General features: G+C 70.4%; 17 protein-coding genes and 4 pseudogenes. 7 read left to right on the top strand and 14 right to left on the bottom strand.

Features of this window, described 5'->3' with window-relative positions; genetic code table 11:
* Nucleotides 1–75: 75 nt before the first annotated feature.
* A complete protein-coding gene (locus ACRAWC_RS03250) occupies nt 76–807 on the top strand; it encodes a flavodoxin family protein (RefSeq protein ID WP_431346457.1) in 732 nt (243 codons plus the stop codon).
* Here the strand turns inward: ACRAWC_RS03250 and ACRAWC_RS03245 are convergent.
* A complete protein-coding gene (locus tag ACRAWC_RS03245; protein ID WP_431346456.1) occupies nt 802–1,311 on the bottom strand; it encodes a hypothetical protein in 510 nt (169 codons plus the stop codon). The two genes, ACRAWC_RS03250 and ACRAWC_RS03245, sit on opposite strands and share 6 nt — an antisense overlap.
* A 419-nt stretch (nt 1,312–1,730) precedes the next feature.
* Between ACRAWC_RS03245 and ACRAWC_RS03240 the strand changes: the two genes are divergently transcribed.
* The gene (locus ACRAWC_RS03240) at nt 1,731–2,093 is read left to right on the top strand and encodes a septum formation family protein (protein ID WP_431346455.1); all 363 of its coding nucleotides are present in this window, start codon (nt 1,731–1,733) and stop codon (nt 2,091–2,093) included.
* Between the two features lie 4 nt (nt 2,094–2,097).
* On the opposite strand, the pseudogene ACRAWC_RS03235 reads toward ACRAWC_RS03240, so the two are convergent.
* Nucleotides 2,098–4,466: pseudogene (locus ACRAWC_RS03235) on the bottom strand (ATP-binding cassette domain-containing protein).
* 177 nt (nt 4,467–4,643) lie between these two features.
* Here ACRAWC_RS03235 and ACRAWC_RS03230 point away from each other — a divergent pair.
* The gene (locus tag ACRAWC_RS03230; RefSeq protein WP_431346454.1) at nt 4,644–5,282 is read left to right on the top strand and encodes an HdeD family acid-resistance protein; all 639 of its coding nucleotides are present in this window, start codon (nt 4,644–4,646) and stop codon (nt 5,280–5,282) included.
* On the opposite strand, the gene ACRAWC_RS03225 is transcribed toward ACRAWC_RS03230, so the two are convergent.
* Both ACRAWC_RS03225 and ACRAWC_RS03220 read right to left on the bottom strand, forming a co-directional pair.
* Nucleotides 5,279–7,273 (bottom strand): S9 family peptidase, encoded by a 1,995-nt coding sequence (locus ACRAWC_RS03225; protein WP_431346453.1) that lies wholly within the window; start codon nt 7,271–7,273, stop codon nt 5,279–5,281. The genes ACRAWC_RS03230 and ACRAWC_RS03225 overlap by 4 nt on opposite strands.
* Nucleotides 7,270–8,058, bottom strand: a complete 789-nt coding sequence (locus tag ACRAWC_RS03220; RefSeq protein WP_431346452.1) for an SDR family oxidoreductase — start codon at nt 8,056–8,058, stop codon at nt 7,270–7,272. The genes ACRAWC_RS03225 and ACRAWC_RS03220 overlap by 4 nt, the downstream gene beginning before the upstream one ends.
* Nucleotides 8,059–8,180: 122 nt before the next feature.
* Between ACRAWC_RS03220 and ACRAWC_RS03215 the strand changes: the two genes are divergently transcribed.
* The 4 genes from ACRAWC_RS03215 (at nt 8,181) to ACRAWC_RS03200 (ending at nt 10,937) form a co-directional block, all read left to right on the top strand.
* Nucleotides 8,181–8,681 carry an NfeD family protein gene (locus ACRAWC_RS03215; protein WP_431346451.1) on the top strand — a complete coding sequence of 167 codons (501 nt, stop codon included), beginning with the start codon at nt 8,181–8,183 and terminating at the stop codon, nt 8,679–8,681.
* Entirely contained in the window at nt 8,678–9,703 is a 1,026-nt protein-coding gene (locus ACRAWC_RS03210) for an SPFH domain-containing protein (protein ID WP_431346450.1), read from the top strand. The genes ACRAWC_RS03215 and ACRAWC_RS03210 overlap by 4 nt, the downstream gene beginning before the upstream one ends.
* On the top strand, nt 9,700–10,449 hold the full coding sequence (locus ACRAWC_RS03205; protein ID WP_431346449.1) for a glycerophosphodiester phosphodiesterase family protein: 750 nt from the start codon (nt 9,700–9,702) through the stop codon (nt 10,447–10,449). Before ACRAWC_RS03210 ends, ACRAWC_RS03205 begins: the two co-directional genes overlap by 4 nt.
* Before the next feature lie 116 nt (nt 10,450–10,565).
* Nucleotides 10,566–10,937 (top strand): RNA polymerase-binding protein RbpA, encoded by a 372-nt coding sequence (locus tag ACRAWC_RS03200; protein WP_431346448.1) that lies wholly within the window; start codon nt 10,566–10,568, stop codon nt 10,935–10,937.
* Nucleotides 10,938–10,961: 24 nt separating this feature from the next.
* On the opposite strand, the gene lnt is transcribed toward ACRAWC_RS03200, so the two are convergent.
* From lnt to ACRAWC_RS03150, 10 genes and pseudogenes are all read right to left on the bottom strand, one after another.
* Nucleotides 10,962–12,566, bottom strand: a complete 1,605-nt coding sequence (gene lnt, locus ACRAWC_RS03195; protein ID WP_431346447.1) for an apolipoprotein N-acyltransferase — start codon at nt 12,564–12,566, stop codon at nt 10,962–10,964.
* Nucleotides 12,567–12,624: 58 nt separating this feature from the next.
* Nucleotides 12,625–15,058, bottom strand: a pseudogene (locus tag ACRAWC_RS03190) (DEAD/DEAH box helicase).
* A gap of 9 nt (nt 15,059–15,067) precedes the next feature.
* Entirely contained in the window at nt 15,068–15,820 is a 753-nt protein-coding gene (gene tatC / locus ACRAWC_RS03185; RefSeq protein ID WP_431346576.1) for a twin-arginine translocase subunit TatC, read from the bottom strand.
* 43 nt (nt 15,821–15,863) lie between these two features.
* A complete protein-coding gene (gene tatA, locus ACRAWC_RS03180; protein ID WP_431346446.1) occupies nt 15,864–16,139 on the bottom strand; it encodes a Sec-independent protein translocase subunit TatA in 276 nt (91 codons plus the stop codon).
* Nucleotides 16,140–16,141: 2 nt separating this feature from the next.
* On the bottom strand, nt 16,142–16,492 hold the full coding sequence (locus tag ACRAWC_RS03175; RefSeq protein ID WP_431346445.1) for a hypothetical protein: 351 nt from the start codon (nt 16,490–16,492) through the stop codon (nt 16,142–16,144).
* 9 nt (nt 16,493–16,501) lie between these two features.
* Nucleotides 16,502–17,431: pseudogene (locus ACRAWC_RS03170) on the bottom strand (helix-turn-helix transcriptional regulator); the annotation flags it as partial.
* A 63-nt stretch (nt 17,432–17,494) separates the two neighbouring features.
* A pseudogene (locus tag ACRAWC_RS03165) lies at nt 17,495–18,516 on the bottom strand (helix-turn-helix transcriptional regulator); the annotation flags it as partial.
* A 20-nt stretch (nt 18,517–18,536) separates the two neighbouring features.
* Complete coding sequence (locus ACRAWC_RS03160; RefSeq protein ID WP_431346444.1) at nt 18,537–19,457, bottom strand: FKBP-type peptidyl-prolyl cis-trans isomerase; 921 nt, start codon at nt 19,455–19,457, stop codon at nt 18,537–18,539.
* A 66-nt stretch (nt 19,458–19,523) separates the two neighbouring features.
* Nucleotides 19,524–20,564 (bottom strand): tRNA (adenine-N1)-methyltransferase, encoded by a 1,041-nt coding sequence (locus ACRAWC_RS03155; RefSeq protein WP_431346575.1) that lies wholly within the window; start codon nt 20,562–20,564, stop codon nt 19,524–19,526.
* 14 nt (nt 20,565–20,578) lie between these two features.
* On the bottom strand, nt 20,579–21,286 hold the full coding sequence (locus ACRAWC_RS03150) for an HAD family hydrolase (RefSeq protein WP_431346443.1): 708 nt from the start codon (nt 21,284–21,286) through the stop codon (nt 20,579–20,581).
* Nucleotides 21,287–21,335: the final 49 nt, after the last annotated feature.

Here is a 21,335-nt window from a genome sequence, read left to right as displayed (position 1 = left end):
TGCGCGGCTCCGACGGGCGCCGGATCTCAGCACTGTTTCGTCGCGCGGCACGGCGAGCAGTTGTAGCGTGACCCCATGAGCTCCTCGGGAACCGATTTCAGCGATCTGCGCGCGCTCTACATCAACACCACCCTCACCCGCTCCCCCGGCCGCAGCCACACCCAGTCGCTGATCGACGTGAGCGCGTCGATCATGTCCGCCCAGGGCGTGCAGGTCGACCAGTTCCGCGCCGTCGACCACGCGATCGCCACGGGTGTCTACCCCGACATGCGCGAGCACGGCTGGGACGCTGATGCCTGGCCGGAGCTCTTCCCGCGGGTGCTCGCTGCCGACATCCTCGTGATCGCCGGCCCGATCTGGCTCGGCGACAACAGCAGCGAGACGAAGAAGATCATCGAGCGGCTCTACGCGCATTCGGGCGAGCTGAACGAGAAAGGCCAGTGGCTCTACTACGGCCGGACCGGCGGGTGCCTCATCACCGGCAACGAGGACGGCATCAAGCACTGCGCGTCCAACGTTCTCTACAGCCTGCAGCACATCGGCTACTCCATCCCTCCGCAGGCGGACGCCGGATGGATCGGCGAGGCCGGACCCGGCCCCAGTTACGGCGACGACCTGGGCGACGGCCGGCGCGTGGGGTTCGACAACGACTTCACCAACCGGAACACGACGTTCCTGACTTGGAACCTCCTCCACCTCGCGCGGCTGCTGAAGGACGCGGGCGGCTTCCCCGACTACGGCAACCAGCGCCGGGAGTGGGACGCCGGGACCCGGTTCGACTTCCCGAACCCGGAGTACCGCTCATAGCGGGAGCGTGAAGGCGAACCGGTCCTCGGCCGTGTACCGGTACTCGTCGTCACAGCGGTAGCCACGCAGCCACTGCACGCCATCGACCACGCGCAGGTAGAAGCCCTTCGGGAACTCCACGTCGTCGCTCAGCGGCGCGCTCGCGACCTTGAGCGCGCCCGCCGGCGAGCGTCCGGCGGACAGCACCGAGTCCGGGGCGTTCGGCTGCGACCGCAGCGCGAGCCGGAGGTACGGGCCGGTGTCGGGCGGGCACAGCGACAGCCCCTGCTCCCGGGCCGCGGCGAAGACCTCCGGCAGCGTCGCGCCGGCAGCGAGGCCCAGCTCGCCCACGCCGCGCGCGACGACAGTGAGCACTACCGGATCCCGCAACGCGAACGCCTCGTGATCGAGCAGCGTCTCGGCGTACGCATTCAGGAGGACACCGCCCGACCGCAGCTCCGTGCGCAGGGACGTCCGGGAGGATCCGCCGACGCTCAGGCGCAGGATGTTCTTGGCTCGTTCCATCCCTCCAGGCTATCCACTCGCCACTGCCCGGGCCCTCACGGCCGCACCGCCTACCCGTCCATCGTCACCGTCGAACGGAGCCCCCTGTTCACGCTGGTGCGCGCATCCTGCGGCACAGCTCGCGATTCCACCGGCCGAACGTAGGATGAGGCGGTGAAGAACCGCCGATCGCCCGCGAGCCCGGACGGGCTGTCGCGCCGCGGGTGGCTCATCCTCGTCAGCGCGACCGGCGCCGCCGCGGTCGCCCTCCTCTCCGTCGCCGCCTTCGCCATCGCCGCCCCCGCCGGAGACGCCCGTGCTGACATAACGGCAACGGTTCCGACCGCTCCTCCGCACCCCCGGAGCCGGGCCCGGCACCGCTCAGCCTGCCGCCGCGGGCGACTCCCACGCCGCCCGTCGCCACGGTTCCCGCGCAGCCGGTGGCCGGGATCGCCACCGGCTCCTGCCTCCAGGTCTTCCCGTCGCCGTGGGCGAACGCCTACCCCGTCGTCGACTGCGCGTCGCCGCACATCGCCCAGGTGCTCTCGAAGGGTGCGCTCCCCCAGGCTCCACGCGCACCGTTCCCCGGCACACAGGCCCTGAACTCCCAGGTCGGCGACCTCTGCACGGCGCCCGGACTCCTGGACTGGAACTGGGTCGCGGTGTGGAACGAGGACGTGCAGGTCGAGCTGCGCTACCCGAACACCGAGACGCAGTGGACGTCAGGAGACCGCGCCTACGAATGCTTCGTCGACACCTACTCGCGCCACGAGCTCACCGGGAACGCGGTGGCGGCCCACTAGGACGTCACGCCCCCACGTACTCCGCCAGATGCTGCGCGGTCAGCGTCGCCCGCGACGCCACCAGGTCGGCGGGCGTGCCCTCGAACACGACGCGTCCGCCGTCGTGCCCCGCGCCGGGGCCGAGGTCCACGATCCAGTCGGCGTGCGCCATGACGGCCTGGTGGTGCTCGATGACGATCACCGACTTGCCGGAGTCGACCAGCCGGTCGAGGAGGCCGAGGAGCTGCTCGACGTCGGCCAGGTGCAGACCGGTGGTCGGTTCGTCCAGCACGTAGACGCCGCCCTTCTCCGCCATGTGCGTCGCGAGTTTCAGCCGCTGGCGCTCGCCGCCGGACAGCGTCGTGAGCGGCTGGCCGATGGTCAGGTAGCCGAGGCCGACGTCGGCCAGGCGCTGCAGGATCGCGTGGGCGGCCGGGATGCGCGACTCGCCGCTCGCGAAGAACGTCTCGGCGTCCTCCACCGACAGCGCCAGCACCTCGCTGATGTCGAGGCCGCCGAAGCGGTACTCCAGCACGGACGCGTCGAAGCGCTTGCCTTCGCACACCTCGCACACGGTCGAGACGCCGGCCATCACCCCGAGGTCGGTGTAGATGACGCCGGCGCCGTTGCAGTTCGGGCAGGCGCCCTCGGAGTTCGCGCTGAACAGCGCTGGCTTGACGCCGTTCGCCTTGGCGAACGCCTTGCGGATCGGTTCCAGCAGGCCGGTGTAGGTGGCCGGGTTGCTGCGCCGCGAGCCGCGGATGGCGCCCTGATCCACGGAGACGACGCCCTCGCGCGGCGACACCGAGCCGTGGATGAGCGAGCTCTTGCCGGATCCGGCCACGCCGGTCACCACGACCAGCACGCCGAGCGGGAGGTCCACATCGACGTTCTGCAGGTTGTGCGACGTCGCTCCGCGCACCTCCAGGACGCCGGACGGCGTCCGCACCGACTCCTTGACCTGCGCCCGGTCGTCCAGGTGCCGCCCGGTCAGCGTGCCGCTCCCCGCAGCCCGTCGATGGTCCCCTCGTAGACGATCTCTCCCCCGGCCGTGCCCGCGCGCGGACCGAGGTCGACCACGTGGTCGGCGATGACGATCATCTCCGGCTTGTGCTCCACCACCAGGACCGTGTTGCCCTTGTCGCGGAGCTGCACGAGCAGCTCGTTCATCCGGCGCATGTCGTGCGGGTGCAGTCCGACCGACGGCTCGTCGAACACGTAGGTGATGTCGGTGAGCGAGGACCCCAGGTGGCGGATCATCTTGGTGCGCTGCGCTTCGCCGCCCGACAGCGTTCCGGAGGGCCGGTCGAGAGAGAGGTAGCCGAGGCCGATGTCCACGAACGAGTCGAGCGTGCCCTGCAGGTTCTCCAGGAGCGGCGCTACAGACGGCTCGTCCAGCCCCCGCACCCACTCGGCGAGGTCGCTGAGCTGCATCGCGCACACGTCGGCGATGCTGACCCCGCGGATGAGCGACGACCGCGCCCCCTCGTTCAGGCGTGTCCCTCCGCACTCGGGGCACGGCGCGAAGGTGACGGCGCGTTCCACGAAGGCGCGGATGTGCGGCTGCATCGCATCGACGTCCTTGGACAGCATCGACTTCTGGACCCGCGGCACCAGGCCCTCGTAGGTGAGGTTGATGCCGTTGATCTTGACCTTCACCGGCTCCTTGTAGAGGAAGTCGTGCAGCTCGGTGTCCGAGAAATCCCGGATCGGCTTGGCCGCGTCGAAGAAGCCGGACTCGCTGAACATCCGCACCGACCAGCCGTCGGCCGTGTAGCCGGGCACGGTGATCGCTCCGCCGGAGAGCGACTTGGTCTCGTCGTAGAGCTGGGTCAGGTCGATCTCGGAGGCGGTGCCCATCCCCTCGCAGCGCGGGCACATCCCACCGGTCTGCTCGAAGCTGCGCTTCACCGTCCCCTTGCCCTCGATGGAAATCGCGCCGGCGCCGCGCACGGTCGGGATGTTGAACGAGAAGGCCTGCGGGGAGCCGATGTGCGGCTGCCCGAGGCGGCTGAACAGGATCCGGAGCATGGCGTTCGCGTCGGTGACCGTGCCGACCGTGGACCGCGCGTTGGCGCCCATCCGTTCCTGGTCGACGAGGATGGCCGTCGTCAGGCCCTCGAGCACGTCGACGTCGGGCCGCGCGAGCGACGGCATGAAGCCCTGCACGAAGGCACTGTACGTCTCGTTGATGAGACGCTGCGACTCGGCCGCGATAGTCCCGAAGACGAGTGAGCTCTTGCCGGAGCCGGACACGCCGGTGAACACCGTCAGCCGGCGCTTCGGCAGGTCGACGCTGACGTCCTTGAGATTGTTCTCACGCGCGCCGCGGACCCGGATGACGTCGTGGGAGTCCGCCCGCTCCGGTCCGTCCGCGTTGGTGGCCGTGGTCATCGTTGCACTCCGTCCATTCGGTGTCCTCTCCGATCTAACCAGGTGCCGCAGACCCACCTCCCCTCCCCCGCACTCGCGACGTCGAGAGAATGGGTCTGATCTGCACAGCGAATCTTCAGTATTCTGCGCGTAAGCGGCCACCCGACACCGTGGCCGACCGACAGAAAGGTGCGTGCGATGTCCTCCACCGATCCTCTCGACTCCGCCGTCCGCGACCTCTCGCTGGACGCGTCGGAGATGACCCGCTCCGCCATCAACGGGATCCGCGCCGTCCTCGGAGTCAGCGGCGCCGTCGCGGTGATCCTCGGCGTCGTGCTGCTCTTCTGGCCCGCCAAGACCATCGCCGTCCTGGCGGTCTTCCTCGGGATCTACTTCCTCGTCTCCGGCATCATGCGGCTGGGCGTCGGGATCTTCGCCCGCGGCATCGGCGGCGGGATCCGGACGCTCAACATCATCCTCGGGGTCCTGCTGGTCTTCCTGGCCATCGTGACCCTGAAGAACGTGTCGACCGCCGCGACCGTCCTGGTGATCTTCGCCCTCGCCTTCATCGGCGTCGGCTGGATCATCGAGGGCATCATGGCGCTCGTGGAGGCGGGACGCGCCCGCTCCGCCGGATGGGCGATCGCCTACGGCATCCTGAGCATCATCGCGGGCCTCGTGGTGCTGTTCCTGCCGGCGTCGTCGGCCGTGTTCCTGATCCTGTTCGCCGCGATCGCGCTGATCGTGCTCGGCATCATCGGCGTCGTCCGCGCGTTCACATTCGGGCGAGAGGTGCTGAAGACGACTGCGGCACCCGCGGCACCCGCCGCCGCCTAGCGGCGCGGCTTCACCGGCAGGTGCCGGTCCCACCAGTCCAGGATGATCTCGAACCGCTCGCGACGGTGCCGCGGGCGGCCGCTGCGGCTCAGCTCGTGGTCCTCCCCCGGGAAGATCACGAGCTCGGCCTCGACACCGCCGCGCTTCAGCGCCGCGTAGTACCGCTCGGCCTGCCCGAGCGGGCAGCGCAGGTCGTTCGACGAGTGCAGCACGAGCGTGGGCGTCCGGACGCGGTCGACCACGGCCTGCGGGCTCTGCGCGGCGATCCCGGACGGATCGGTGCCGGTGTACTCGTCGCTGAAGAAGCTGCCGATGTCGCTCGTGCCGATGAAGGCGGCCGGGTCGAGATAGCCGCGCTCCACGATCGCCGCGGCGAAGCGGTGGTCGTGCGCGATCGTCCACGCGGTCAGGTAGCCGCCGTAGGACCCTCCCATCACGCCGACGCGTTCGGCGTCGAGGTCCGGGGTCGCCGCGATGGCGCCGTCCAGGAAGTCGAGAACGTCGGCGAGGTCGACGGTGCCCATCCGCTGCCGGATGACGCGACCGTGCTCCTGGCCGTAGCCGGCCGACCCGCGTGGATTGCACATCACCACGGCGTAGCCTGCCGCCGCGTAGACCTGCGCTTCGTCGAAGAGCGCAGCGGTGTAGGCCGCGAACGGTCCGCCGTGGATGGTGAGGAGCACGGGATGCGGTCCGCTGCCCTCGGGCGCCACGACCCAGCCGTGGATCGGGTACCCGTCGCGGCCCGTCACCGTGAGCTCGCGGGGCGCGATCACGCCGGCTGCGCGGAGGTCATGGGAGAAGTCGGTGAGCCGCCGGAGGCTATCGCCGTCGATCACGGCGACGTCGCCCGCCGTGCCGGCGTCGGAGACGCTCGCCACGATGGTCCCGCCCGCCGTGCCGACGCCGCTCACCACCGTCAGATCGTCGGTGAGCCGACGTGCGGCGCCGTCCGCCTCCACTTCGGTGAGGACGAGCGCGCCGCGGCGGCGGTCGCACACCAGCACGCTGTCGTCGCGGAAAGCGACGATCTCCGACTCGGTGAGGTCGACCGTCTCCGGCTCGGTGAGCCTGCGCGGCGCGGCGCCCGGGTGATCGAGCACGAAGAGCGCGGTGTTCTTCGCCACGAAGTCCCGGCCGCCCTGACCCACGTCCTGCGCGCTGAAGTAGAGCGCGCCGTTGAGGCCGTACGTGACCGCGACGACCGAGAAGCTGCCGTGCTCCCCCGTCGCGTCGGAGGGCTCCCGGCCGCCGTCGACCGGCACCAGGAACACGTTCGAGCGGAGGTCGTCGTCCCGGCCCGCGTGCCGGGCCGAGACGAACGCGAGCGTCGATCCGTCCGGCGAGAATGCGATCGCCGAGTCGTCCCAGTCCCCGCTCGTCAGCGCGCGCGGTGTCGCGACCGCCGGAGCCGGCCGCGTCGAGCCGTCGGCCTCCGCGATCGGCGACACGGGCGGCTCCGCCCAGACATCCGGCGCCGGCACCAGGTAGACGTGCGAACGCCGGTCGGTGATGTACCCCAGCCCGTTGGCTTGATATTTCAGTGTGTCGATCCGCCGGGCCCGCTCCCCGTTCGGCTCGATGCCTTCGACCGTGCCGTAGCGCCCCTGCTCGGGATCGCGGCTGACGAAAGCCAGCGAGCGGCCGTCCGGAGACCAGGCGAACTCGGTCACGCCCAGCTTGCGGTCGGTGACGACGACGGGCTCTCCGCCCGCGGCGTCCACCACCATCAGCTGCGACGGGGACTTCGGGCCGCCGCGCAGGAACGCGATCAGCCGCCCGTCCGGCGAGAACTTCGGGGCGCTGTCGCGGAAGCCGCGAGTGAGCCGCCTCGGCGCGGCGTGCCCGGACAGCGGGACGTTCCAGAGCTGGCCGACCGTCGCGTCCGCGGCGAAGGAGGGATGCGTGACCGAGACGACGGCACGTCCGCCTGCCGGGTGGACGGTGGGACGGGAGACCCCGGTCAGGAGCTCCAGGTCGGCGGGCCTCATTCGCTGATCGGCTCGAAGCTGGAGACGTCGCCGACGAGGCGGGTGTGGTCGGCCGGAACCGGGTCGACGACCGCCGAAGCGACCTCGGCGGCGAACTCGCCGACGTTGTAGAGGCGGCCGGCGGCCTCCTTGCGGGCGTCGATCGCACCCGGGTTGAGCCGGTTGAGCAGCGTCGCGGTGATGGTGCCCTCGATCATGTCGCCGGAGACCACGACGAACTCGACGCCCTTCGCGTCCAGTTCCGGGAGCAGCTTCCGCAGCGCGTCCTCGCCCGCCCGCTTGCTGAGCGCGACCGCCTCGTACTCCGGCATGGTCGGGGTGGAGCGGATGAAGTGCGCCTGGTGGCTCGTGACGAACACGACACGGGAGCCGGCGGCCATGAGCGGCAATGCCGACGTCAGCACGTTGACCTGGGCGTCGCGGTTGAGCCGCATGGCGTAGTCCTCGGCCATCCCGGACTCCATGCCGCCGGAGGCGTTGAGGACCAGGATGTCGAGGCCGCCCCACTCCGCGTCGACGGCCGCGAACAGCGCGGCGACCGACGTGGGGTCGGTCAGGTCCGCGCCCACGGTGATCGCGGTGCCGCCCTGCGCGCGGATCGCGTCGGCCAGCTTGACCGCGCGCGCTTCTTTGTTGCGGTAGTTGATCGCGACCGCGGCGCCGGCGTCGGCCAGGTACTGCACGGTGTCGGCGCCGATACCGCGCGACGAACCGGTGACGAGGGCGCGTTTGCCGGCGAGGCTGCCCGGCTCGAGCGGGCTGGCGGACGCGGAAGCGTTGGACACGGGTACTCCTAGAGCGTTGGACGACACGGCTTTCTGAGACTACCAAGTGCGTTCCGTCCAGTGGGCCGCGGGAATGCTAGCGTTCTAGCAAGTACATAGTGATGTGTAGAGAGGGGCGGCTCATGGACATCACATCCTTCGCCTGGATCGCCTGGCTCGTCCTCATCCTCGTGTTCGTGATCATCGAGATGCTGACGCTCGACTTCGTCTTCCTCATGATCGCGATCGGCAGCCTGGGCGGCCTGATCTCCGGCCTGCTCGGTGCGCCGTGGTGGCTTCAGCTGATCATCGCGGCCGCGCTCTCGGTGGTCCTGGTGTTCTTCATCCGGCCGCCGCTGCTGCACCGGCTCAAGCGCGGCGGCGACCCCGCCAAGAGCAACGTGGACGCGCTGATCGGCATGACCGGCGTCGTCGTCTCCACCGTCTCGCGCACTGCGGGACTGGTCAAGCTGTCCGTCGGGGAGACCTGGACCGCGCGGCTCTCGCCCGCTCAGTCCGGCCCCGCGGAACTGGTGCCGGGTGAGCACGTCATCGTCCTGAGCATCGAGGGCGCGACAGCCGTCGTCGCCCCGTCACCGGTGTCGGCGGGAGCCGGCGACCTCACCGAGAGGAGCGTCACGTGACCGCAGTCACCCAGCTCGTCGTGACCATCGTGGTCTCGGTCATCATCCTGGTGATCGCGATCTTCGTGCTGGTCACGCTGTTCCGCGCCATCCGGATCATCCCGCAGGCGCGGGCCGGAGTGGTGGAGCGTCTGGGCCGGTACCACAAGACGCTCACCCCCGGTCTCAACGTCGTCGTCCCGTTCATCGACAAGGTGCGGCCGCTCATCGACCTGCGCGAGCAGGTCGTGTCCTTCCCGCCGCAGCCGGTCATCACCGAGGACAACCTGGTCGTCTCGATCGACACGGTCGTGTACTTCCAGGTCACCGACGCGCGCGCGGCGACCTACGAGATCGCCAACTACCTCGGCGCCGTCGAGCAGCTCACCACCACCACGCTCCGTAACGTGGTCGGCGGCCTGAACCTCGAGGCCGCGCTGACCAGCCGCGACAACATCAACGGCCAGCTCCGCCTGGTGCTCGACGAGGCCACCGGCAAGTGGGGGATCCGAGTATCCCGCGTGGAGCTCAAGGCGATCGACCCGCCCGTGTCCATCCAGGACTCGATGGAGAAGCAGATGCGCGCCGAGCGCGATCGTCGTGCGCTGATCCTGACGGCCGAGGGCACCAAGCAGTCCGAGATCCTCAACGCGGAGGGAATGCGCCAAGCGTCCATCCTCAAGGCGGAGGGCGACGCGAAGGCGGCCGTGCTGCGCGCGGAGGGCGAGGCGAAGGCGATCACCACGGTCTTCGGCGCCATCCACGCCGGCAACCCGGACAACCTGCTGCTCGCCTACCAGTACCTGCAGACCCTGCCGAAGCTCGCCGAAGGCACCGCGAACAAGCTCTGGGTCATCCCGAGCGAGCTCACGGAGGCGTTGAAGGGCATCGGTCAGGCGTTCGGGCCGAAGGGCGCGGCCGCAGCCGGGCTCGGCGTGGTCCCGGCCGGCACACAGGCCGCGCCGTCGGTGGAGGCGGCAGGCGCCGCCCCCGCGACCGGCGCGACTCCGCCGCCCACTCCCGCGCCCGCTCCCCCGGCGTGACCTTCCTCGACGGGCCGCGGCCGCGCATCATCGCGCACCGCGGCCTGGCGCTGGACGCGCCGGAGAACACGCTGCTCGCGTTCCTGAAGGCTCTGAGCGCCGGCGCGACGCACCTGGAGACCGACGTGCACGCCTCGGCCGACGGCGTGGCGGTGGTCAGCCACGACCCCGACCTGACCCGGGTGGCCGGCCGCGACGTGCGCGTCGACCAGCTCACCCTGGCCGAGCTGCGGCGCATCCCGCTCGGCGACGGCCAGTCGTTCTGCTCGCTGGCGGAGGCGCTCGACGCGTTCCCCGCGGCGCGCTTCAACATCGACATCAAGGACGAGCGCGCCGCGGCCCCGGCCGCCGCGGCGATCGTGAAGACGCGCGCGGCCGAGCGGGTCCTCCTGACGAGCTTCTCGGGAGCGCGCAGGAGGGCGGCGACGTCCGCGCTGCCGGACGTCGCGGTGTCGCCCTCCGTCTGGGAGTTCGTGCCCGCCCTACTCGGCTCGAAACTCGGCGTGCGCCCCCTCGCGCGGCGGGCGCTGCGCGGGTTCGCGGCCGTGCAGATCCCGGAGCGTCGCGGCCCGGTGCGCCTGGTCACCGGCCGCACGGTCCGCGCGATCCAGGCCGCAGGAGCCGAGGTGCACGTCTGGACGGTCGACGACGTCGACGACATGACCCGGCTGCTGGATCTGGGCGTCGACGGCATCGTGACCAATCGCTGCGACCTCCTGAAAAGCCTGGTCGGCGCGCGAAACTGAGCCCCTGCTCCTTTATCGACGCTGTGAGCCCACTGAGAGAAGGAGGCGTCCGGAAAGAGAATCCCCAGCTTGCTGGTTTATAACTGTGAGGATTCGCGCGAAGAGGAGACCACACGATGGCAGATCGCAGTTTGCGCGGAATGAGGCTTGGCGCCCAGAGCTTACAAAGCGAAGAAGGCGTCGTCTACTCTCCGCGTTCCCGTTACACCTACCTGTGCCCCGACTGCGGCAAGGAGACCGAAATGGTCTTCTCCGCCGAGGCCGAGCCTCCCAGTGCCTGGGAGTGCAAGCACTGCGGCCACGAGGCCCGCTTGCTGGTCGACGACAAGCCCGTCGAGATCGACCACTCGGACGTCAAGACGCCGCGCAGCCACTGGGACATGCTCCTGGAGCGTCGCAGCCGCGCCGAGCTCGAAGAGCTCCTCGAGGAGCGACTCCAGTACCTGCGCGCACGCCGCGGGACGACCGAGCACAAGCACACCGCCTGACGGTCGCACCCCCTTCAGCCGCTCTCACCGTTCCGGTGGGAGCGGCTTTCTCGTGGCCGGCAGCGGCTGCTTCCGGGAGAACGACGCCACCAGGAGGCCGAAGAGACCGAGACCGGCGACGAGGAACTCGATGCCGCGGCTCATCAGCGTCGACGGCGTGGTCGTCGTTCCGAGCGGCACGTCCGCGACCATGTGCCCGGGCGCGAACGGGGCGATCTCGGTGATCGTCCTCCCGTCCGGCGCGATGATCTGGCTGCTGCCGACCGTGGAGATGTTCACCAGGGCGCGGCCGGACTCGATCGCGCGCAACCGGGCGATCGCGAGCTGCTGCTGGTTCTCGTCGGTCTGGCCGAAGTCGGCGTTGTTGGTCTGGGCCAGGATGACCTGCGCGCCGTCGTTCATCATGTCGGTGAGGAGCTGGTCGTCCACGATGTCGAAGCAGATCGAGATGCCCGCCCGGACGCCGCGGACGTCGAACACGTTGTCGCGCGTCCCCGGCGTGTAGTCCCGGCCGATGAGGTCGATGAGCTGGGGGGCGAACGGACGCCAGAACGACCGATCCGGGACGTACTCGCCGAACGGCACAGGGTGCTTCTTGTCGTAATAGTCGACCGCGCCCTTCCCGGCCTCCCACTGCAGCGATGTGTTGAAGTACTGACCGTCGCGGTAGGTGATGGTCCCGACGATCATCGGCGCGCCGAACCGCCGGGCCTGCTCGTCGAGGGCCGCGGCGCTCGCGGGATCGCGCGTCGGGTCGGGCTGTGCCGCTCCCTCCGGCCAGACCACCATGTCGACGGCGTTCTTGCCGGTCACCTCGGCGTCGGGGATGGCGTTGGACGCGTCCACCTGCGAGTTGAGGACGGAGTACTCGGTCGCCCGTTTGTCGAAGTACCCGGCGGGTCCGTTCCCCTGCACCGCGGCGATCCGGGTGGTGCCGTGCGTCGTCGCCGGCCACGACGGAACGGCCAGCACCAGCGCGATCGCGCCGAGGGCGACGGCGCCGCGCACGAGCGCGCGCACGTCCGCTGCGAAGAACAGCTCGATGAGGAGCGCGACCAGCCAGACCATGACGAAGCCGAGCCCGGAGATGCCGAGCCACGCGACGAGCGGCGCGTACGGGCTCAGCGACTGCGACTCGGCGACGCGTCCCCAGGAGAACCCGCCGTACGGCCAGTTGCCGGTCACGTACTCCCGCAGCACCCAGAGCCCGGCGACGATCACCGGGACCAGCCCCAGACGGGCCCCGATGCCCGGCCAGGCTCGCGGCACCCACCGGTAGGCGAGGGTGATCAGGACACCGCCCGCGCCCCAGAACAGCGCTTCGAGCGTAGAGAGGGCGATCCACGGCACCGGCCCCAAGTAGAGCGAGGTCCACGACACGTGCAGCAGATAGAACGCCTCACCCGCCAGCCAGCCGACAGCGAACGCGGAGCCCGCGGTCCGGCCGCGCTGCGCGACCAGCACCATCCCGATGCCGACGAACGTCAGCGGCCAGACGTCATGGCCCGGGAAGCCGGCGGCGAGGATCGGGCCGGAGCTGAGGGCGAGGAGCAGAGCACCCCAGAGCGGCAACGGAGCGAGCGGCAGTGCTGCACGGCGCTGTCTGCGGGCGCGCGGCGATCGGGTCACGAAGGGAGAGCCTAAGGCATCGCGCTCTGCGTCCCGCACAGCCACGGGACCGGAACCCTCAGGCAACGGCGGAGTAGGCGACGATGCCGCGGCGGATCGACTCCAGCGCCTGCCGTGCCGTGCGTCCGACGTTGCCCTGCGCGACCAAGGAGAGCTGGTCGAGCAGGTCGATCGTCTGCTTCGCCCAGCGGACGAAGTCGCCGGCGGCCATGTCGGCCTCGCGCAGCACGACGTCCAGCGCGGCGCCGCGCGCCCACTGGTGCATCGCCAGCGCCAGCGCCGTGGAGACGGGCTCGCTGCCCGGGAGGCGGTTGTCGCGCTCGAGGTCGTCCAGCCGGGCCCAGAGGTCGGTCGTGCGCTCCAGCGCCGGGCGGAACGCGCCGCGCGGGAGGTTCCGGTCGTGCGCCAGGCCGTCGTCGCGGCGCGGCTCGAAGACGAGCGCGCACGCCATCGCGGCGAGGCCCGCGGCGTCGAGTTCCTTCCAGTACCCGCGCCGCAGGCACTCGGCGACGAGGAGATCGCGCTCGCCGTAGATGCGCTTGAGGGTGCGGCCGTGGACGGTCAGCGCCGTCTCGCCGTCCTCCTCGGTCAGGTAGCCGAGCTCCAGCAGCACGTCCGACACCCGGTCGAAGACCTTGGCGACCGCTCCGGTGCGTGACTGGATCTGCGCGCTCAGCCGATCGGTGTCGCGCTTGAGCTTCCACCAGCGCTCCGACCAGCGGGCGTGCTGCTCGCGGTCCGGGCAGCGGTGGCACGGGTGCTCCCGCATCCGCTTCCGCAGCGCGGCGAGCTGCCGCTGGCGCCGCTCGCGCTCGGCTTTGGAGGCGTTCTCGATGCGCTGACCCTTCTTCTCCAGGTCGCTGAGCTCACGGCGGATTCGCGAGTACTCGCGGAAGTCGCCGAGGTGGCACTCCATCGCCTTCTCGTAGCCGGCGAGGGACTCCTCCTGCTGCCGCACTTTGCGGGCGAGGTCGACCACCGCGCGGTCGGCCTGGAACTGCGCGAACGACGACTCGAGGATCTCGCGGGTGCGCACCCGGCCGAACTGGTCGATGAGGTTGACGGCCATGTTGTAGGTGGGCCGGAAGCTGGAGTTGAGGGGATAGCTGCGCCGGGAGGCCAGCGACGCGACCGACTGCGGGTCGAGGCCGTCCTCCCACTGGATCACGGAGTGGCCCTCGACGTCGATGCCGCGGCGGCCGGCGCGACCGGTGAGCTGGGTGTACTCCCCGGCGTGATCGGCACGCGCGCCTCGCCGTTGAACTTCTCCAGCTTCTCCAGCACCACGGTGCGGGCCGGCATGTTGATACCGAGTGCCAGCGTCTCGGTCGCGAAGACGACCTTGACCAGCTTGCGGCGGAAGAGCTCCTCCACGACCTCCTTGAAGGCCGGCAGCATCCCGGCGTGGTGGGCCGCGACGCCGCGCTCCAGGCCCTCCAGCCACTCCCAGTAGCCGAGCACCGCGAGGTCTTCGTCCAGCAGGGTGCGGCAGCGCTCCTCGACGATGGCGCGGATCTCGTCGCGCTCGCGCTGCTCCGTGAGGCGCACGCCCTCGCGCAGCGTCTGCCGGACGGCGGCGTCGCAGCCGTTGCGGCTGAAGATGAAGAAGATCGCGGGCAGGAGGTTGTGCTCGTTCAGCATCCGGACGAAGTCCGCGCGGTTCATCCGGAACGTGTCGGGGCGCCCGCCGCGGGAATGATAGCGCCCGACATCGCGCGCCTGCCGCCCGGAGAGCACCCGGCCGCCGTAGCGCGCCATCTGCACGAGTTCCGGGTTCACCCGGTTGGTCGCCGCCAGCCCTGACGAGTCGAACAGGTCGATCAGCTTGGTGCGCATCAGGATGTGCTGCTCCAGGGGTACCGGGCGCTCCTCGGACACCACCACGTCCGTGTCGCCGCGCACGGCCTGCAGCCAGTCGCCGAACTCCTCGGCGTTGGAGACGGTGGCACTGAGCGACACCATGCGCACCGCCTGCGGAAGATGGATGATGACCTCCTCCCACACGGCCCCGCGGAAGCGGTCGGCCAGGTAATGCACCTCGTCCATCACGACGTACGCCAGGTCGCCGAGGAGGTCGGAATCCGCATACAGCATGTTGCGGAGAACCTCGGTCGTCATCACCACGATGCGGGCGTGCGAATTGATGTTGGTGTCGCCGGTGAGGAGGCCCACCGCCTCGGGCCCGTAGGCTTCGACGAACTCCTGGAACTTCTGGTTGCTGAGGGCCTTCATCGGCGTGGTATAGAACACCTTCGAATTCGCCTCGCGCATCGCGAGGAACACCGCGAACTCGGCGACGATCGTCTTGCCCGCGCCGGTCGGCGCGGCGACCAGCACGCTGCGCCCGTTCTCCAGGCTGGCGCACGCCTCGCGCTGGAAGGGGTCGAGGTCGAAGCGCAGCCCTTCCCGGAAGGACTCCAGCAGGGGCTGCTGCGCCGCTGCCGCGAGGCGGCGAAGCGTTCGGCCGGGGAGAGCTGCTGCTGGTCGGTCACGCGCCCAGCCTATGCCGCGAGCTCGGCCTCCAGCCGCATCGCCGCCTTGGCCGCGCGGCGGTCGTGGATCCACGCGACCCCGTAGGCGCCGAAGTAGAGCACCACCATCGGCACGGCGAGCAGGAACATCGAGAGCACGTCGGCCGCGGGCGTCGCGATCGCGGTGAAGAGCGCGATCGCGATGATCGCCCAACGCCACGAGCCGATGATCGACTTGGCGCTCAGCACCCCGACGAAGTTGAGCAGCACCAGGAACACCGGCAGGACGAAGGCGACGCCGACCGCGAGGACCAGCTTGGTGACGAAGTCGATGTAGGTCTTCGCGTCGATGATGGCCGCGTCCTGTTCGGGCGCGAAGCTGGTCAGGAGGCTGACCATGTGCGGGACGAGCATCCAGCCGGCCACACCGCCGGCGATGAACAGCGGCACCGCGGTGAAGAAGAAGCCGAAAGCGTACTTGAGCTCTTTGCGCGTCAAGGCCGGCACGAAGAACGCCCAGATCTGCCAGAGCCAGACCGGGCTCGAGACGATGATGCCGATGGTGATCGCCATCTGCATCTTCAGGTCGAAGGCGCCGGTGATGCTCCCGTAGTTGAGCAACGCCTCCCGGCCCTGCTGCTTGGCGATCTCGGTGATCGGTGCGCGCAATGCGTCCATCACGGGACCGGCGAGGATCCAGCCCACGATCGCGCCGACCAGGAGGCCGAGGGCGGCACGGAAGAGACGTTTGCGAAGCTCGACGAAATGCTCGGCCAGCGACATCCGGCCTTCGCGGTTCTTGCCTCGCTTGGTGGAGGCCACGCAGCTACTGCTTCGGCTTGGACTCGGTCGAGTCGGCGGTCGGCACGGCGGTGGTCGGCGCGGCGGTAGTGGGCGCAGAGGTGGTGGGAGCGGTGGTCGACGCATCGGTGGTCGCGCTGTCGTCCTTGCCGTCCTTCTTCATCTCGTCGACCTCGCCCTTGAAGATCCGCATGGACTGGCCGATGCTCTTCGCGAGCGCGGGGAGCTTGGGAGCACCGAACAGAAGGAGGATGACCGCGAGAATGATGAGCAGGTGCCATCCGGTGAGGCCGCCGAGCATGATTACGTCCTTCTGTTCAAGTACGAGTAACGGAACGGATCCGCATTGACGAGTATTTTACCGCGGTTGACTCGCCGATCTCTGCGAGCTTGCCGTGCGACCTGCCGGTCGGCGACGGCCTGCTCGCGTTCGGCGCGGAGTACGTCCGCGTCGGCGAAGACCGCGCTGTGAAACTCAGCGTACCGCATGCCAGCCGAGCGTTGCCTGAGGATATCCGCCTTTTCGATCAGCGCCCCGGCCTCGCGCCCGGCGGCCATCGCCTTGCGGAACAGCCACCAGGCGAAGAACGCGAGCATGCCGAGCAGTCCGAGCACGAGAGCGACCCAGATGACGACCCACGACCACCACGGCATGCAGGGAGCCTAACGGTAGCGGTCGGCGCCCGCACGCGCCCAGTCCGCGACGAGCCGGCGAGCCTCCGGCGGGTCGAGCACGGTGAGCACCCCGGCGAGGCCGGCGACCAGGCGCTTGAGGCCGTGGAAGTGGGCCACGCGCACGCTCGTGCGGATCACCCCGTCGCGCTCCTGGCGCGACGCGCCCTCCGGAATGTAGTCCTCGATGAGCGGGATCGCGGACGCGGACACCTCGACGGTGACGAGCTGGTCCTCCGGCGTGCCCTCGAAGAGCGTCTCAGGCAGCTTGAGGTCGCCCGGCCGGTAGGTGATCGGTTCGGCCGTGGCCACCAGACCGTCGATGCGGTCGAGCCGGAAGGTGCGGATCGCGGTGCGCAGGTGGTCCCAACCGCGCAGGTACCAGTCCTGGTCGACGGACTCGACACGCAACGGGTCGACCCGGCGGCGCTCCCGCTCCCCGCGGGAGTTCAGGTAGTCGAACTCGAGCTGCGTTCCGGCGATGACGGCGTCGCGGATGGTGGCGAGCGCCTCGTCGGACTCGGACCGGGCCACCGCTACCTGGCTGGGCGCGGCCGACGCGCCGCGGGCGAGCTTGGCCATCAGCGAGCCGATCACGTCGCGATCGGCGTTCTCCGGCAGCGCCGTGAGGTACTGCAGGCCGGCGATGAGCGCCGCGGCCTCCCGGGCCGAGAACCGCGGCGAGTCGTCGATCGCCACCTGGTGGGTGAGGACGATGCGGTCGTTCTCCTCGAAGTCGTCCCACGAGATGTCGAACAGGTCGCCGGGCTGGTACGCGTTCGTCTCGCCGGGGATGCCGGAGACGGCGATGAGCCGCACGGCGTCGCGCATGCTCTCCTCGTCGACGCCGAAGTGCTCGGCGGCCTCGGCGACGGTGACCCGGTCGCGGTCCATCAGGTACGGGACCAGCGCGAGCAGGAACGCAAGCTTGTCCTGCGCCTGCATCGGGCGCCTGCGCTCAGCCACGGCCCTGCTCCTCCCCGCGCCCGCGGCGCCCTCGTGGGCCTCGGCGACCGCCACCAGCCGCTCGACCACCTTGTCGCGCAGCTCGTCCGGAGCGAGCACCAGCACCTCCGGGCCGAAGGCGGCGAGCTGGTCGGCGAGGATGTTGATGTCCGAGAAGTTCACCGTGAGCCGGAAGGCCGCGCCCTCGTGCTCGGCCGGAACGGCGTCGCCGTAGCGCTTGCGCAGCCGGGTCGCGGCGTCGGTGCCGGCGGTCACCTCGATCTCGGCGACGTTCGCCGCCCAGATCCGCTCCAGGTCCTCCAGCGCCCGCTCGGCGAAGTCGCCGCCCTCCGGCGTGAACGTGCGGTTGGTGACCTTGACCGGCCCGACCATGCGCGAGAGCAGGAAGGTGCGCGAGCCGCCGGCCTCCTGGTCGATGCCCTGCAGGTGCCAGCGGCCCTGGTGCTGCACCAGCGCGAGCGGCGCGACGGTGCGGACCCGCGACGCGCTCTCGCCTGGCTTGAGGTAGGGGAACTGGACGATCGCGTTCCGCTCCAGCGCCTGGCTCAGCGGTTCGAAGGCGCTCTCACGGGCGCGCAGGCGCGGAGCGTAGCCGACGACCGGCTCGTCGGCCTCCACGCCGAGCGAGCGCAGCTTCATCAGCGCGCGGCGCGACTCCCCGACAGCGAGCCCTCGCGCCACACCGTGGCGGCGAGGCCGAGCAGGGTGATCTCCTCCGGGGAGAACACCACGTCCGCCGGGAGGTCGTACGCCCCCTTCGGGATGCGGTAGCGCAGCAGCTGGTTGTTGCCGGCGGCCTCCGGCGACTCGACGGTCTCCAGGGGGACGCCGAGTTCGCGGATGTCGTCCTTGTCGCGCTCGAACTGGCGCTCCAGGCTGCTGTTGTCGCCGTGAGCCTCGAAGCGCTGGCGGTAGCCCTGGACGGTCGAGAGGATCTCGTTCTTCGTCAGGCCGTTCTCCGTCGCGAGCAGCGCCAGCACGAGGCTGAAGAGACGCTCCTCGACCGGGACGCGCGCGGGCGAAGACGAGGATCGGGGCACCCGACCATCCTAGTCGGGACTCAGCGGATCCCGAGGATGTCGACCACCCAGGCGGAGGCGGGGACGTTGCCGTTGGCGGGGGCCTCGATGACGAGCTGCGAGCCGACCTTCTGGCCGATCAGCGGCTTCAGGACCTCCTGGGGCAGCGCCTGGTTGAGCGCGCTCTGGCCGGTGCTCATCGACACGATGTCGGGCGACTTGCTCTGCCAGCTGCTCATCACCACGTTCTTCTGGTCCCAACCGACCGCGGTGTAGTGGAGGACGACCTGCGAGGTGGCCTTGACCTCCTCGCCGTCGCCCTCCTTGAGGGTCTCGGAGCGGACGGTCTTGGGAGCGCCGCCGGAGGACGGGATCGTGATGCCGGGCTGGCCGGTCGGCGCGAGCACGACGGTCGGGAAGCCGGAGACCGAGGGGCGGACGGCACCGTTGGCCGCCGGAAGGTAGGCGTGGACGATGTCGGCGACGAGGATGCTCGTGTTGCCCGAGCCGGCGCCGCCGGAGTCCTTCGGCGAGATCGCGACGGCGACCCGGGAGCCGACCGGCGCGCAGAGCAGGCCTTTGCTGATCGCGGCGTTGGAGTTGCCGATCGTGATCGGGGTGGTGTCCCCGCCGTAGCTGCCCTTCTCCCCCACCTGGCCGGTCTGGCCGTCGACCAGCGTGTACTGGATCTCCACCATCTGGCCGTTGACGACCGGGGCGCCGGTGCCCGTGCTGATGATCGTGCGCTCGGAGGTCGTGGTGTCCACCGGCGTCGGGAAGGAGATTTTGGGCTCCTTGCCGATCGGGCCCGTGGCCGTCACCAGATCCGACGCCTGCCCGCTCTTCAGGGCGGAGCCGCAGTCGGCGTTCGGGTTGGACGAACATCCGGTCAGCGCCGCGGCGGCGATGCCGACGACGAGGAGGGCGACGGACGATCTTCCGAGTGCGGTAGCTCTGCGCACGGGTCCTCTTTCGATGCGAGCGGGGGGTTGTCGTGTCAGGCGGCGCGCCACACGACCTCAACCATGCTAGTCGACGTGCGGGTCGCGCTCGTCACCGGGCGAGCCGGCGCCGGCCGAGCCGTCCGCGCCACCCTCACGCGCGAGGAGCGCGCTCGCCTCGGCCTCCCGCATCCGCTTGCGCAGGCTCTTCGGGCTGGACTGCCGCTCGCCGAGGGCGCCGGGCGTCCAGGCCTCCACGTCGGCGTCGTCGTAGTCGCTCTTCGAGGGGCGGCGCTTGAGCTCCGGAAGGACGGTGTCCGGGGCCAAGCGGCGCGCGGTGATCAGGAAGCCGGTGTGCGCGATCATCCGGTGGTCGGGGCGCACCGCGAGGCCCTCCACGTGCCAGCCGCGGACCATCGTCTCGCTGGACTGCGGGTGCGTGTAGTGGCCGGTCGCGCGGATCGCCTCAGCGACCCGGGAGAGCTGCGTGACGGTCGCGACGTAGCAGAGCACAACGCCGCCGGGCTTGAGCGCGGCGGTGACGGCGTCCAACGTCTCCCAGGGCGCGAGCATGTCGAGCACGACCCGGTCGACGCTCGCGGGCTCGACGGCGGCGGTCAGCTCCTCCTGGAGGTCGCCGACGGTGACGCTCCAGTTCTCCGGGTCGCTGCCGAGGAAGGTCGCGGCGTTGGCGCGGGCCACGTCGGCGAACTCGTCGCGGCGCTCGAACGACAGCAGCCGGCCCTCCGGCCCGATCGCGCGCAGCAGCCAGAGCGACAGGGCGCCGGAGCCGACACCGGCCTCCACGACCGTCGCGCCGGGGAAGATGTCGGCCAGCGCGAGGATCTGCGCGGCGTCCTTCGGATAGATGATCGCGGCGCCTCGGGGCATCGACATGACGAAGTCGTTGAGCAGCGGGCGGAGCGCCAGGTGCTCGACGCCGGCGTTGTTGACGACCACGGAGCCGTCCGGCAAGCCGATGATGGAGTCGTGCGCGAGCACGCCGCGGTGGCTGTGGAAGAGCTTGCCCGGCTCCAGGGTGATGGTGTTCATCCGGCCCTTGGGTCCGGTCAGCTGGACGCGGTCCCCCACCCGGAACGGGCCGGAGTTCCGGCGGCCCTCGCTCATCGTGTGCTCGGCAGTCATCGGGCGTCCTCCTGATCGGTGGCGGCGGAGCGCCGCCCGGCGGCCACGGCCGCGATGTCGTCGGCCGTGCGGCCCTCCAGCGTCTGCCACAGCGTGTGCTCGTCCGACTCGGGCAGCGGCACGATGTGCGGCACGCCGATCGTCGCCGCGCCGGAGGCCACGGCGGAGGACAGCCCGACCAGGGAGTCCTCGATCGCGACCGCGTCGCCGGGCGCGACGCCCAGCAGCTCGGCGGCGCGCAGATACGGCGCCGGGTGGGGCTTGGGGTCGCTGACCTCGTCGCCGCTGACGATGATGTCGAACGCGTCGAACGGGATGGCCGAGACGATCTGCTCCGCCATGCTGCGGACCGACATGGTGACCAGCGCCGTGCGCACGCCCTGGTCGCGCAGCGAGCGGAGCAGCTCCCGCGCGCCCGGACGCCAGGGGACGCCCTGCTCGGTGAGCCGCTGCCGCACGCGCTCGGTCAGCCAGTGCACGATCTCGTCCGCCTCCATCGCCACGCCCCGCGAGCGCAGGATCTCGGCCGAGTTCCACAGCCCGAGGCCGACCAGCAGCAACCCGTCGTCGTGCGTCCAGATGCCGCCGAACGAGCCGACGAGCTCCTGCTCGGAGGCCATCCAGTACGGTTCGGTGTCGACGAGGGTGCCGTCCATGTCCCAGAAGACGGCGGCCGGCAGAGGGTGTGCGGTCAGATCGGTCACGACCGGCAAGTCTATCGCGGCGGGGTCGGGGCCTATCCTGGTGGGAACG

The sequence above is a fragment of the Leifsonia sp. L25 genome (assembly GCF_050632895.1).
The sequence above is the reverse complement of the archived record's forward strand: the minus strand, read 5'-3'. Positions and strand labels throughout refer to the sequence as shown.

What these genes read in the sequence shown, in the direction of transcription:
- ACRAWC_RS03250 (WP_431346457.1), top strand. Translation starts at nt 76, where the DNA reads ATGAGCTCCTCGGGAACCGATTTCAGCGATCTGCGCGCGCTCTACATC.
- ACRAWC_RS03245 (WP_431346456.1), bottom strand. Translation starts at nt 1,311, where the DNA reads ATGGAACGAGCCAAGAACATCCTGCGCCTGAGCGTCGGCGGATCCTCC.
- ACRAWC_RS03230 (WP_431346454.1), top strand. Translation starts at nt 4,644, where the DNA reads ATGTCCTCCACCGATCCTCTCGACTCCGCCGTCCGCGACCTCTCGCTG.
- ACRAWC_RS03225 (WP_431346453.1), bottom strand. Translation starts at nt 7,273, where the DNA reads ATGAGGCCCGCCGACCTGGAGCTCCTGACCGGGGTCTCCCGTCCCACC.
- ACRAWC_RS03215 (WP_431346451.1), top strand. Translation starts at nt 8,181, where the DNA reads ATGGACATCACATCCTTCGCCTGGATCGCCTGGCTCGTCCTCATCCTC.
- ACRAWC_RS03200 (WP_431346448.1), top strand. Translation starts at nt 10,566, where the DNA reads ATGGCAGATCGCAGTTTGCGCGGAATGAGGCTTGGCGCCCAGAGCTTA.
- tatC (WP_431346576.1), bottom strand. Translation starts at nt 15,820, where the DNA reads ATGTCGCTGGCCGAGCATTTCGTCGAGCTTCGCAAACGTCTCTTCCGT.
- tatA (WP_431346446.1), bottom strand. Translation starts at nt 16,139, where the DNA reads ATGCTCGGCGGCCTCACCGGATGGCACCTGCTCATCATTCTCGCGGTC.
- ACRAWC_RS03175 (WP_431346445.1), bottom strand. Translation starts at nt 16,492, where the DNA reads ATGCCGTGGTGGTCGTGGGTCGTCATCTGGGTCGCTCTCGTGCTCGGA.
- ACRAWC_RS03155 (WP_431346575.1), bottom strand. Translation starts at nt 20,564, where the DNA reads ATGAGCGAGGGCCGCCGGAACTCCGGCCCGTTCCGGGTGGGGGACCGC.